Consider the following 11,820-nt stretch of genomic DNA (forward strand, 5'->3'; position numbering starts at 1 on the left):
TACCTATATCTGCCCTGTTGCGCTCAAACGACCGCGCTCCGGCTTTCACAGCCGTTCAGCACCTTTTTGGTGCCACCGCCTTGCGGGATCAAAAAAACGACGCCAATATGCCGCCGTCTTGTTTTGCCAAGGTGATCACACCGGTAAAACCATTTGCTCGCAAAATCCGAACCCAGGCGCTAATGACCTCATCTCTGACCCCCTCGGCCACCGATGCCTTCGTCTGCCCCCTGTTGAAAACCGGCCAAGACGGTTGCGCGGCTCGTTTCGAGCGCGCGCAGTACCAGCTCGTACTTATCCGTGAAGACAATGAAGAGACGCTAGACCTCGGTTTTTCCGGGAGCCGCGTGCTGGAGCGCCTGCTGCTGGTCCCCGGCGAGGTGGTTTCCCGAGAGGAGCTGATGACTTACGCCTGGGAAGGTCGGGTAGTCGGTCAGGGCAGTCTCAATCAGCAGATCTACACCCTGCGCCAGGCACTGTTCGACGGCGGTAGCCAGATCATCCAGACGTTGCCGCGCCGTGGCTACTTGTTCAATCCGCAGTATCTGATCGGCGATCAAGCGCAGCCATCAATCGAAGCCGCACCGGTGATGGTCGTTGCCGAAGCTGCCGACACGGGCGTGATTGAGCTGCCGCTGCCAAGCCCCGTACCAATGGCCGAGCAGCCGAAACCTGGCCGCCGTCACCGCTCGTGGCAGACCCTCGCGCTCGCCGGCTCAGGGTTGCTGATACTGCTGGGCCTGGCGACCCTTGGCTTTCGCCTGGCCAGCCACTCGACGCCCTCGTTCACCCAGACGGTGGAGGTGGGCGCCCTCGAGGTGCTCTACGTGGAGAAGAATCAGCGCCTGCTCGATTCGCTGGTTAAGGAAACGCGACCTCTGGTCGATACCTTGGCCAACATGAGTGCCGAACAGACCCGACTGATCGTCAACATGTCCCCGGGTTTCTATGAGATCCGTTGCCTGCAAGGCGACGGCCGGGTCAATTGGTTGAAGGTTCACAAGAGCCAGATCCAGACGATTCCCAACGACAAGCTACAAGGGTGCCTGCAATGAACAGCCAGAACGAAACCGGCGCGGTCGGCAAACGCATACTGCTCGTGATGGCACCCGCCGCGCTTTTGCTGTGGGCGTTCGTGGCGATGGGCACCACCGGCAACGCCTCAGCCAGTCTCGATGGCCACTACAGTTCCAGCGGGCATGTATTGCTGAGCGACGGCACGACCCTCAAGGTCAGTCAGAGTCTGGTCTTCAACAAGGGCCGTTTCTATTCCATGACGCGCAACGCGCCGGCCATCGTCGAGGCGTCCGGTCGCCTGGAAACCGATCTGCTCGGACGGGCATCGCTGGTCGTGGAAGAAGGCCAGGTGCACGGCCTGGGATCAAAGGACGAAATGGACGATGACCTGGTGTTCAACCTGTTTTACGGCTCGCACAAAGGGGCGCGCATCACACTCGAGCAGGTCGGCTCGTGCCTATACGGCGTAGAAACCCGACAGGTTTATTGCGCTGACGATCACCCCAACCGCGGATGAAGCAGGGCTGCCAGCAATTGCGATAACGCGTGGTAGTAATGGGCTGTCGGCACGTCATGATCAGTCCGACGCTAGACGCGTTGCCGGTAGCTGGCTCGTACGGGTGGGATCTTCGCTAGATAAAATGCCGAAGCCGATACTTGCATCGCGCACTTGTAGGCGCGAGCCTGCTCGCGAATGAGGGTGCGGCGTGCGTCGAGGGTTGCGGCATCCTCGACGCCGATTCGCCAGCAAGCTGGCTCCTACAAACGGCAAATTCCTGGGTTCGAATCAAGGAGCCTCGTCCCGACGCTGCGGCCTACATTGTCCAACCTGTTTGGATTGAGCTTGCTCGCAATCAATGGCTGAGGCGCTCGCTCCGTAGACCTGCAACCCGCCACGAGCGGGCACCCAATGACCTATCAGTTTGTAGCCGCTCCGCTATAGCTCGCTCCGCTCTCGGAGAAACGCACCTTGCCGTAGCTGTCACCGAACAATTCCTTGTACAGCGCCTCGGCTGAAGCAGTGAGCAACAGGATTTCCACGCGGCGGTTAGCACCGTTCTGCGGATCTTCGGGCTGCAGCGGCATGACGTCGGCCTGAGCGGTCACCTGCAGCACCGCGCGTTCACCGAGACCGGCATCGACCAGCGCATTGCGGGCGCGCAGGGCACGATCCCCGGACAGATTCCAGTTGTTGTATCCGTTCTTCTGCCGATAGGGCGTGGCATCGGTATGGCCGCTGATGATCAGTTTGTTATCCACCTTTGCCAGTACGCCGGCGAGTACGCCCAGCAGCTTCTGAAAATGCGGATTGAGGGTCGCGCTACCGCGCTGAAACATGAAGCGCTGCTGGTCGTCCTTGATCAGGATGCGCAGCCCCTGCGGAACCACGTCCACTTCCAGATTCGCTAACGCATCGACTTCACTGGCCACTTCGCGCATCAGCTCGGCGAGCTTCTTCAGCTCTTCGGTCGAGCCGTAGTTATGGCTGCCGTCCTGGTCGCTTTTCCCGTCGATGCGGTCGGTTTCTTCGGTCTGTGGTGGGCGGACCGGTACGCCGTCGAGTTCCAGCGGTGAGGTGCTGGTGCCGTCGAAGATACCCGCCCCGCCATCGACCAGCGGATTGCTCTCCATCTCGCCATAGGACGGGTTGGTCTGATTCATCTGCGGTTGGATGATCCACAGCACCATGAACAGCGCCATCATCGCCAGGGTGAAGTCGGCGAAGGCCACCTTCCAGGCACCGCCATGCTCGTCGCCGTGACCCTTCTTGCCGCGGCGCTTGATGATGATCTCGTGCTCGCCGCCGCCCTTGTTCTTGTCCCGGCTCCTCATGCGGCGTCCCTTTCTTCCTCGTACTGGGTCACCCATTTTTCCAGCTGGCGGAAAGCGGGCTTGACGTCCTGCTCGATCAACTTGCGACCGGCGTCGACCGCCAGCAATGTAGGCTTGCCGGCGACATGGGCAACCAGCGTGGTGCGCACGCATTCGAGCGCCGAGAGTTCGGTCTTGATCCGCTGGCTCATGGCGTTGGAAAGCGGGTCCATCAGGCAGTAACAGAAGAAGATGCCGAGGAAGGTTCCGACCAGCGCTGCCGCTACGTGCGCACCGATTTCCGCGACGCTGCCGCCGATGCTGCCCATAGTGATGATGATGCCCATGATCGCTGCGAGGATGCCGAAGCCAGGCATGGCTTCGCCGATCTTGTGCAATGAGCGCGCCGGCTGTAGCAGGGCGTGCTCCATGGCTTCGAGCTCCTGCTCAAGAAACCCTTCCAGCTCGTGAGCGCTGATCTTGCCCATCGCCATCAGCCGGAAGTTGTCGGCGATAAAAGCCATCAGGTTCTTTTCCTGAAGGATCAGCGGGTAGCGAACGAACAGATCGCTTTGCTCCGGCTCCTCGATATGCGAATCGAGCACTTTGAGGCCGCCGACGTCGACCATTTCCAGCAGCTCATAGAGCAGCATCAGCAATTGGCGCTGAAACTCCTCGCCACGACGCTGGTAGGAGAAGACACCCTTGATCTGATGCAGCATCTCGATCAGGACTTCCTTGGGGTTGCCGACCACCAGACTGCCGAGCGCGGCACCGAGAATGATGACCACCTCGGCCGGTTGCCAGAGCATGCGCATGTCGCCGTGCGCCATGGCGTAGCCGCCCAGCACGCAGCCGATGATGATGAAGGCGCCTAATACTTTCTGCATGACTACTGACTTCTCTCGGTTAGGAATCGGCAGGCCTTGCCGATCGCCTGTTTGCTCAGCTGACAGACCCGGGCATCGCTGACTTCCAGCACCAGGGCAATTTCTTTCAGGCTCAGTTCGTGCTGGTAATACAGCGTCAGCACCAGGCGCTCACGCTCGTCCAGCCGTGCCAGCGCCTGCGCTAAGACGCGCTCCTTGATCAGGCGCTCCTCGAACAGCTCGGTGGTGTCTGGAAAATGCTCGTGGCCGCTCTGCAGCAGCTCGTCGAGGCTCTCGATGGCCTCTGATGAATCCGCACAGAGGAACGCCTGGTATTCCTTTTCATCAAGGCCGGTGTGGGCCTTGATTTCCTCGTCGCTGGGTTCGTGGCCCAGCTGTCGTGACAGGTCGCGGATCGCATCGCGCACCTTGTGTGCCTGTTGGCGAACCTGGCGCGGACGCCAGTCCTGGCGGCGCAGCTCATCAAGAATCGCGCCACGAATACGCAGGGACGCGAACTTGCCGAAGCCTTCGTCCGGCTCGCCGTAACGACGCAAACCTTCGAGCAGCCCCATCATGCCGATCTGCTCCATGTCCTCGCGGTCGAGCACTTGGTTGGCCTGCAGTGACAGCTGGCGAACGATGCGTTTGACCAGCGGCAGGTACTGCATCAGCCAGCGCTGCTCGACCGCCGGTGCGAACACCGAAGGGCCCGCCGGCGTAGCGCCGTAGTAGTCGATGGGGCAAGTGGCACTCATGGCGGGGCCTTTACTGCACGATCAGCTTGTTGACCAGCACGTGCTCGAAGGGCACCGCTGCGTTCTTGCTGGCGAAGTCGGCGAAGAGCGCCTTCTCCAGACGCTCCTGCAGCTCGCCGATCTTCAACCCACGCAATTCATCGAAAGGCAGGGACGACAGGTAGCCCACCACCGAGTTACGCACGATGGGCTCGGCCTGCTCGAATTTCGGTGGCTCGTCAGATACCTCCGCCTGCAGCGCCAGGTCCAGCACGAAGTAGTGCTCACGTCCGTCGCCGCGCACGCTGACGATGATCTTCTGCACCGGGAAGAACACGTACTCCGAGGGCTCGACCGGTTCAGCCTCCGCGACTTCGCCCGAGCTGGAGCCTTCCAGGCCGGGCTTGAGCAGCCAGTAGCTGGCGCCAACGCCACCGGCAACGGTCAGGACGTTGAGCAACAGCATCAGCAGAACAATACGGGGCGTCGACATAACACACTCACAAATGGCTAATTAGGTTGAATCGGCTCAGACCGTCACCAGGACATCACGGGTCCGGGCACTTTCGCGTTCCGGCGCTTGCTCCTGCGGGCGGGCCGCCAGAGGTGTTTCTTCCCCTGCCAGCACCGGGCGTTGGCGCTGCTGGCCCTGCTGACCGCCGCCGTCGGCGCCGACCTGCACGTTGACCTGGACGAAATGCTGGCCCACCAGCTCCTGGCGCAGACGGTCACTGGTTTGCTGCAGCAGGCGCGCCACATCGGCGTTCGCTGCGGACAGTTGTACGTTCAGCCGGCCCGACTCGTGGTTGAGCAGGATTTCCATGCTGCCCAGTTCGGGTGGGTCGAGGCGAATGGTGGCGCTCTGGATCTTCTGCTGGATTTGCAGATCGACGTTTTCGCGCAAGGCGTGGAGCATCTGCTCGCCCCACTTGGCCTCCGGTGCCTGCAACTTCAGCGCACGGTCCGCAGACTGCAGCGGCGCGCTTTGTCCGCGCTCGACCGTCGCGGTCAGCGGGTCGCCCGCTTCCAGTGGCTCAGCGACCTCCAGAAGCGAGTCCAGCGACGCGGCCGGCATGGCATCGGCCGACGTGACTGCGGCGGCCAGGGTTTGGCCGACACCCATCTCGACGATGGGCTTGGGCATGGCCGTCGCCACCGGGTTCAGCTCGACGGTGCGGCCCTGAACAGCCATCTTCACAATGTTCAGCGAATCGCCCGGCACGGCATTGAGCGGGGCGTCAGTCATCTGGATCTGCCCCGGCAATGCGCTCAGCAGATCGTCGGGGGTCGCTGCGGTGGCTTGCGGAAGCGCCTGTGGCGCAGGCGCGGCGCCCGGTTGTGCAGCATCACGCGCCTGAATTTCGGCCAGTTGCTGATCGATCATGCCCAGCAACCATTGCTCAGGCGTCAACTCCTGGGGCGCTTCATTGCCCTGGCTGACACTGCCGCCTGCCTGCAGCACGTGGCCCTGCTCAGCCGCCAATACCGGTAGGGGGCCTTGCAGCGTGGGGGCAGCAATTTCGGAAGACAGATCGTCACCCGCGCTCGACGCCAGCAGCATGCGCTCGCCGAAACCGCGCATGGCATTGCCAGCCATGGCTTGACCAACAGTGGCCTGCCCGCCCTGGCTCGCACGCGCAGCAACCGGCACCGCGGATTCGCCACTGGCTGCCGTACGCGTTGCTGATATCGACTGGATCATCATCCCCTGTCTCCGGCTTGGAACATATCAATGCGCTGGTAGGCGGCACGCCCTTCGGCGTGCTCGAGGTGGTTCAACAGCAGCAGGCGCAGACGCTCGCACTCTTCGGCGCAGGCTTGCAGGCCTTCCCCGTGGAGCTGCTTGAGGCGGCTCTTGGCCGCGTGCGTCGGCTCGTCCAGTTCAAGCCGACCGGCCAGTGTTTCGAGACACTGACGAATCGCCGCATCAACCGTGGCCACGGCGGTCCAGTCATTGCTCTGCAACGCCGCCTGCAATTCGCCGTGCAGCGCCATCAGGCGCTCGCTGTCACTTACGGGCGGCACTGACGCCCTCCCAGCCCTCGCGGAGAATGCCGAGCAGGTTGATCACTTCGTCCAGCCCTTCCAGCGACAGCGACACGCTGACGTCCGAGAGCCGGTAGATGCAGTACTCGTACAGCCGCGCCAGCCCTTGAACCACCTCGCCGCCGCCCTCTTCATCGAGCGCACCGTTGAGGCCGTTGAGGATGTTCATGCACTTTTCCAGCGATACGCCCTTCTGCTGGTACCGTTTGTGCTCGATGTGGCCGCGGGCGCGGGCCAGCTCGTCCAGCAGGCCGTCCATCAGCACCAGCACCAGTTCGTAAGGCGAAGCCGAGGCAGCACGTGCCTCGAGGTCTACCGAGCGGTAGCTGTCATAACTGTCGTTGGGGTGATAGCTGTTCATGAGAACAATCCGTTAGCTTGCGATGTGGTGGGCATCGAGAACATTCCGCTGGTCTGCTCCATGCTCTGCATGGTCTGCATCATGCTGGTGAACTGCCGCAGGTAGCGGCTGTAATGGGTGTCGTACTGCTGCTGGAGCGTCTCGAACTGCTCGTCGATGCGGCGCAGGCTCATGTCCAGCGTGTCCATGCGGTTCTTCAGCAGGCCGTTGGTGCTGCTGGTGTAGCTGGCGACAGTCTTGTCCATGCTCTCCAGCAGCTTGTCGGTGCCGGTGAACAGCTCCTCGAAGCCCGCAGGATCGTTGGCGACGGCCGCCTCGAAACGCTTGGCATCGATCGTCAGCTTGCCGTTGCGGTCGGCGCTGATGCCGAATTCGATCAGGCTCTTGCCGCCGAAGTCGGCACGCAACAGGCTGTTGAGGCGGCTTTCGATGGAACGCACGCTGGAATCGCCGGCCAGTGCGCCGCGTTTGGCGCTATCGCTGCCGCTGGCGGTCAGCGAATCGAAACTGGTCATCAGGGCGTTGAAGGCGTCGATGAATGTCTGCGCCTTGGCCTGTGTGCCGGCTTTGTCTTGGCCCACCGTGACGGTCAGCGGGGTGTCGGTCGCCGCATGCGTCTTGCTCACGGTCAGGCTTACGCCGTCGATGACGTCGGTAAAGGTGTTGCTGGCGCTGGTCAGCTCGATGCCGCCCACGCCATAGCTGCCACCCATACGAACCATCGCGTCCTGGGCAGTCGATAGCGTGGTCGTGGTCGCGGCAGCGTTGCCTGTCATTGTGAGGCTGAATGCATTGGGAGCGCCGGTTTGCTCACTGCTGACGACCAGACTGACCGCGCCGTTGCTGCGCACCAGGGTCGCTTGCACACCGAGACCGGCGTCGTTGATGGCCGTGGCGGCATCGCCAAGCGTGGCGTACTGGCTGAGGTCGAACGATTGGGCATTCAGCGTCAGGGTGCCGCTCAGGCTGCCATCGACCAAGCCCTGTACCGCGACCTGCTGCTTGCTGGCCAGGCGCTCGACGAAAAAGTCATAGGTACCGGCCGTTGCGGTAGTGCCCACGCTAGCCGTGGCATAACCCTCCTGACTGAAGGTTGCACTGTTGGTCAACATGCTCGATGTGCTGCTGTTGAGCTTGGTGATGGCGGACTTGAAGGTCGTCATCGACGTGCGCAGCGAATTCAGCGCTTCACGCTGGGCCTTGTAGCGGGACTCGTTGCGGTTAAGCCGATCCAGCGACGACTGAACTTCGTAAGTCGCCAACTGCGTCGACATCTGCTGTACGTAATCGGAATTTATAGCCATCACCATCCCCTCTTGTTGTTTCTAGAGCAGATTGCATGCCAGGTCTGAAACGCCCGCGATATGGGCCTTCCAGCAAACGGCATGCAGAAAAAAGGCTTCCGCAACGTGACAGGACCAGGAAACGGGGAAGTGCCGTTTCCGCCTCGACGCGGGCGGAGCATCTGTCTGTAAAGGCGACGTCAGCAGTGAGGCAGTTAAAGGCCAAACCGAAAAGGATTAATTCCTTGATGGTGACGATAGGCCTGTCGCGGCAAGGCGCCTCTTACACGCTGTCGTGGTGTGGATCGCTGTGGGCGTACGGCTGAAGGGAGCTGTGGCTGAAGCCGCTAACGGGAGCTGAGCATCCGCAGAAGCGCGGACGAATGTCTTTGCGCCTCAATAGGCCTGCGGCGAATACAGCCGCGCATCCTGCCCACCGGCGAGCAGCTGCTGAAGAATGTCGTGATGCATGGCGAGCAGCTTGCCGTTGTGCTCGTTGAATTGCTGACACTGCACAGCGAGATCACCGACTTGCCGCCAATGCTGCTGAAGGGAGTCACCGCGCTCACCCGTGCAGCTGGACAGCAGGCGGCGCATGCCAACACCTGAGGTTTCCAGACCGAAAGCCGCGAGCACCTTGCTGCGTCGCTGGGCGCGCGCGGCGATGGCTTCGACACGCAAGGTGATCTGCAGGTTGATGCGGTCGATCTCCGGCACGTCGCGCTCGAGCAGACGTCCGTAGAGCGCCTGCATCAGCTCGCGCAAGGCGAGGTAATCGCCGCAATCCTGCTGGAGATCGTCATCGACGACTGCCAGCAGCTTATCGCGCTGGCTCACGCATCGTTTCCGCGGTGGTAGCTGAGCATGCTGCTGGCCAGATCACCCACGTCGGTAGAGATCTCGCCGCGCTGCAGCGCTTGCTTGATGGCCGCCACCCGGTCCAGATCGACCTCGGGCATGGCGCGCAGGGCGTCGTGCATCTGCTCCAGCGGCAGGCTTGTGGCCGGACGCGCAGCAGGCTGGGCCGTGGGGCGCGCACTGGCCGGACGCGCCGAAGCGGTCTCGGTGGGCATTGCAATGGCGGGCTTGAACTGCCGGCTGATTTCCATGATTTCGTTCCAACTCAGTGGTTACTGCCAAACAAGCGACCGCTAAGGCGCAAACCTTAAATGTTTTTTTGCTAGGGCTGACAGGCGGGCCGCCTTACGCCGTTTCCAAGCGCCGTGTTCAGGCACTCCTACTCAGGCGATCTGATTGCGCCACCAGGTCTGCGCGGCCAGACCGTCCTGAATCTTCTGTTCCTGCGCCGTGAGCAGCTGCTGCCACTGCTGCATCTTGGCGTCGATCACATGCTCAACCACCTTCTCGCTGCGCATGGCCTGCAGCAGCTCCTGCTGGATACGCACCAGCGCCTGCTCGGCCACGGCCAGTTCGCGCCGCTGCAGCTCGACCATCTTGTACAGCGTGGCCTTGTAGCGCTGCTGATTGTCGCGTTGCAGCGGCGTGCTCATCGGCACGGAGAACCCGCACAGGCGGCTGAGACCGGTGATGTTGTTGCGATAGCGCTGGCAGAGGTTTTGCTGATACTGAACCTGCCCGAGCATCTGCTTGACCCGGTTGCCGCGCAGGCTGGCCAGGCGCGTGAGCGTTTCGATCTGCTGCTTCATGGCTTCCTGATGATGCTTTGCAGGATGGTGAGACTGGTTTCCAGCTCCGCCGCCTCGCCCACTTCTTGGCGCAGAAAGCGTTCGATGGTGGGTGCGAGCTGCACGGCGCGGTCGGTCTTGATGTCTGCGCCAGGGCTGTAGCCACCCAGCGGGATCAGCTCCTTGATCTTCTCGTAGGTGCTGTAGAACTCCTTGAGCTGCCGCGCGGCGCCCAGGTGCGGCGGCTGGCCGACCTGGCTCATGCAGCGGCTGACCGAAGCGCAGATGTCGATAGCCGGGTAATGCCCGGCGTCCGCCAATCGACGCGACAACACGATGTGGCCATCGAGAATTGCACGCGCGCAATCGACAATCGGGTCCTGCTGGTCGTCGCCCTCGGCGAGAACCGTGTACAGCGCACTGAGGCTGCCGTTGTCGTTGGCACCATTGCCGGCGCTTTCGACCAACTCCGGCAGCATGCCGAACACAGACGGCGGATAGCCCTTGGTGGCTGGCGGCTCGCCGAGGGCCAGGGCAATTTCTCGCTGGGCCATGGCGTAGCGGGTCAGCGAATCGACCAGCAACAACACATCGTTGCCCTGGTCGCGGAAATAAGCGGCGATGCTGTGGCAAAGCTCGGTGGCCTTGAGACGCATCAGCGGCGATTCGTTGGCCGGCGCCACCACCACCACGGCCTTCTTCAGGCCCTCTTCGCCCAGCGAATGCAGCAGGAACTCCTGCACCTCGCGTCCGCGCTCACCAATTAGCCCGACCACCACGACGTCAGCCTTGGTCTGTCGCGTGATCATGCCCAGCAGCACGCTTTTGCCCACGCCGGAACCGGCGAACAGGCCGACGCGCTGGCCCTTGCCGAGGGTGAGCATGGAATTGATCGCCCGCACGCCGACGTCCAGCGGTTCACTGACCGGCTTGCGCTTGAGCGGATTGACCGAAGGCAGCTCGGTGGGCAGCGGATCGCGCCCGCTGAGCTTGCCCATCTCGTCCAAGGGCTCGCCGAGGCCGTTGACCACACGCCCCAGCCAGGATTCGTCGATATGCAGCTTGGCATCATCCGGCGCCGGAAATACGCGCGATCCGGAGGTCAGCCCCACCGGTTTCTTGAAGGGCATCAGGTAGGTGATGTCGCGGTTGAAGCCCACCACCTGCGCTTCGAGCATGCTGCCGTCGCCCTGTTCGACGAAACAGCGCTGGCCGGTCATGCGCTGGCAGCCGAGGCTTTCCAAGAGCATGCCGGAGACGCGCACCAGCCGGCCGCTGACCTTCGCCAGCTGCACCGTGTCCAGCGAGCGCAACGCCTCGTCGAGCCGGAAGCTCTCGCGCAGGGACATCTCAGGCTTCCGCCCTGATGTGCTCGCCCAGCGTGTCCATGCATGAATCAAGGCGCTGCTGGCAGCCGATATCGGCTTCGGCCTGCGCCGTGATCACACGGCACTCGCCGAGCGCCAGCTTTTCATCCGGGATCAGACGCCAGGCCGCCGCACGCTCGGGTGCCAACTCCTTGATCCGGGTGCATTCCTCGGGGTTGAGCAAGATGCGCACGTCTTCCTGATCACCCGGCATGGCCGCCAGGGCTTCCTCAGCCAGGGTCAGCAACTGCGTCGGATGCAGGGTCAGTTCACAGCGGATCACCTGCTTGGAAACCTTCTGCACCAGCTCCAGCAGTTGCTCGCGACGCGCCTGTTCAAATTCCTGCCGGAAGTGCTCAAAGCGCTCGACCAGTTCATCCAGCGGCCGGGCCGCTTCGTCGAATGCGCGACGTCCCATGACCCGCCCTTCTTCACGACCGATCGCCTTGCCGTCCTCGACACCGCGCTCAAAACCTTCGCGGTGACCGGCCTCACGACCCTGCTCCAGGCCCTGTTCGTAGCCCTTGTCGATGCCTTCCTGAAAGCCATCGGCAACGGCGCGCTGCAGCGCCGCCGGGTCACCGGCCACGCTGTCGGCCAGTTCAGAGGCGGTGCGCACGCGAGGCGGGAAGCGGAACGGCCGCCAGGAGCGGCCTTCACCCTTGATGATCTTGATGCTCAT

Annotated in this window: 15 protein-coding genes; 2 read left to right on the forward strand and 13 right to left on the reverse strand. The window is 62.5% G+C overall.

Annotation, left to right across the window (positions count from 1 at the left end; genetic code table 11):
• Positions 1-182 precede the first annotated feature (182 nt).
• Entirely contained in the window at positions 183-1,055 is an 873-nt protein-coding gene (locus CXK96_RS14470; protein ID WP_102837140.1) for a winged helix-turn-helix domain-containing protein, read from the forward strand.
• On the forward strand, positions 1,052-1,534 hold the full coding sequence (locus CXK96_RS14475; RefSeq protein WP_102837141.1) for a hypothetical protein: 483 nt from the start codon (positions 1,052-1,054) through the stop codon (positions 1,532-1,534). Before CXK96_RS14470 ends, CXK96_RS14475 begins: the two co-directional genes overlap by 4 nt.
• 401 nt (positions 1,535-1,935) lie before the next feature.
• Here CXK96_RS14475 and CXK96_RS14480 read toward each other — a convergent pair whose 3' ends face one another.
• The 13 genes from CXK96_RS14480 to fliH all read right to left on the reverse strand — a co-directional run bounded on the left by CXK96_RS14480 (position 1,936) and on the right by fliH (position 11,820).
• The gene (locus tag CXK96_RS14480; RefSeq protein WP_102837142.1) at positions 1,936-2,850 is read right to left on the reverse strand and encodes an OmpA family protein; all 915 of its coding nucleotides are present in this window, start codon (positions 2,848-2,850) and stop codon (positions 1,936-1,938) included.
• A complete protein-coding gene (gene motA, locus CXK96_RS14485; protein WP_045422662.1) occupies positions 2,847-3,719 on the reverse strand; it encodes a flagellar motor stator protein MotA in 873 nt (290 codons plus the stop codon). The genes CXK96_RS14480 and motA overlap by 4 nt, the downstream gene beginning before the upstream one ends.
• Positions 3,720-3,721: 2 nt before the next feature.
• Entirely contained in the window at positions 3,722-4,456 is a 735-nt protein-coding gene (locus tag CXK96_RS14490) for a FliA/WhiG family RNA polymerase sigma factor (RefSeq protein ID WP_102837143.1), read from the reverse strand.
• Positions 4,457-4,466: 10 nt separating this feature from the next.
• Entirely contained in the window at positions 4,467-4,928 is a 462-nt protein-coding gene (locus CXK96_RS14495) for a flagellar basal body-associated FliL family protein (RefSeq protein ID WP_102837144.1), read from the reverse strand.
• 36 nt (positions 4,929-4,964) lie between these two features.
• The gene (locus tag CXK96_RS14500; protein ID WP_102837145.1) at positions 4,965-6,140 is read right to left on the reverse strand and encodes a flagellar hook-length control protein FliK; all 1,176 of its coding nucleotides are present in this window, start codon (positions 6,138-6,140) and stop codon (positions 4,965-4,967) included.
• Complete coding sequence (locus CXK96_RS14505; protein ID WP_102837146.1) at positions 6,137-6,460, reverse strand: hypothetical protein; 324 nt, start codon at positions 6,458-6,460, stop codon at positions 6,137-6,139. Before CXK96_RS14505 ends, CXK96_RS14500 begins: the two co-directional genes overlap by 4 nt.
• Positions 6,444-6,842, reverse strand: a complete 399-nt coding sequence (gene fliS / locus CXK96_RS14510; RefSeq protein WP_102837147.1) for a flagellar export chaperone FliS — start codon at positions 6,840-6,842, stop codon at positions 6,444-6,446. The genes CXK96_RS14505 and fliS overlap by 17 nt, the downstream gene beginning before the upstream one ends.
• Positions 6,839-8,146, reverse strand: coding sequence for a flagellar filament capping protein FliD (fliD, locus tag CXK96_RS14515; protein WP_102837148.1), 1,308 nt, complete (start codon positions 8,144-8,146; stop codon positions 6,839-6,841). Before fliD ends, fliS begins: the two co-directional genes overlap by 4 nt.
• Before the next feature lie 375 nt (positions 8,147-8,521).
• A complete protein-coding gene (gene flgN, locus CXK96_RS14520; RefSeq protein ID WP_102837149.1) occupies positions 8,522-8,962 on the reverse strand; it encodes a flagellar protein FlgN in 441 nt (146 codons plus the stop codon).
• On the reverse strand, positions 8,959-9,234 hold the full coding sequence (gene flgM / locus CXK96_RS14525; RefSeq protein WP_102837150.1) for a flagellar biosynthesis anti-sigma factor FlgM: 276 nt from the start codon (positions 9,232-9,234) through the stop codon (positions 8,959-8,961). The genes flgN and flgM overlap by 4 nt, the downstream gene beginning before the upstream one ends.
• A gap of 132 nt (positions 9,235-9,366) precedes the next feature.
• Positions 9,367-9,792, reverse strand: coding sequence for a flagellar FliJ family protein (locus CXK96_RS14530; protein WP_102837151.1), 426 nt, complete (start codon positions 9,790-9,792; stop codon positions 9,367-9,369).
• On the reverse strand, positions 9,789-11,120 hold the full coding sequence (gene fliI, locus CXK96_RS14535; protein WP_102837152.1) for a flagellar protein export ATPase FliI: 1,332 nt from the start codon (positions 11,118-11,120) through the stop codon (positions 9,789-9,791). Before fliI ends, CXK96_RS14530 begins: the two co-directional genes overlap by 4 nt.
• A gap of 1 nt (position 11,121) precedes the next feature.
• Positions 11,122-11,820 (reverse strand): flagellar assembly protein FliH, encoded by a 699-nt coding sequence (fliH, locus tag CXK96_RS14540; protein ID WP_102837153.1) that lies wholly within the window; start codon positions 11,818-11,820, stop codon positions 11,122-11,124.

It is taken from the genome of Stutzerimonas stutzeri, assembly GCF_002890895.1.
In the GTDB taxonomy this organism is placed as follows: Bacteria; Pseudomonadota; Gammaproteobacteria; order Pseudomonadales; family Pseudomonadaceae; genus Stutzerimonas; species Stutzerimonas stutzeri_AB.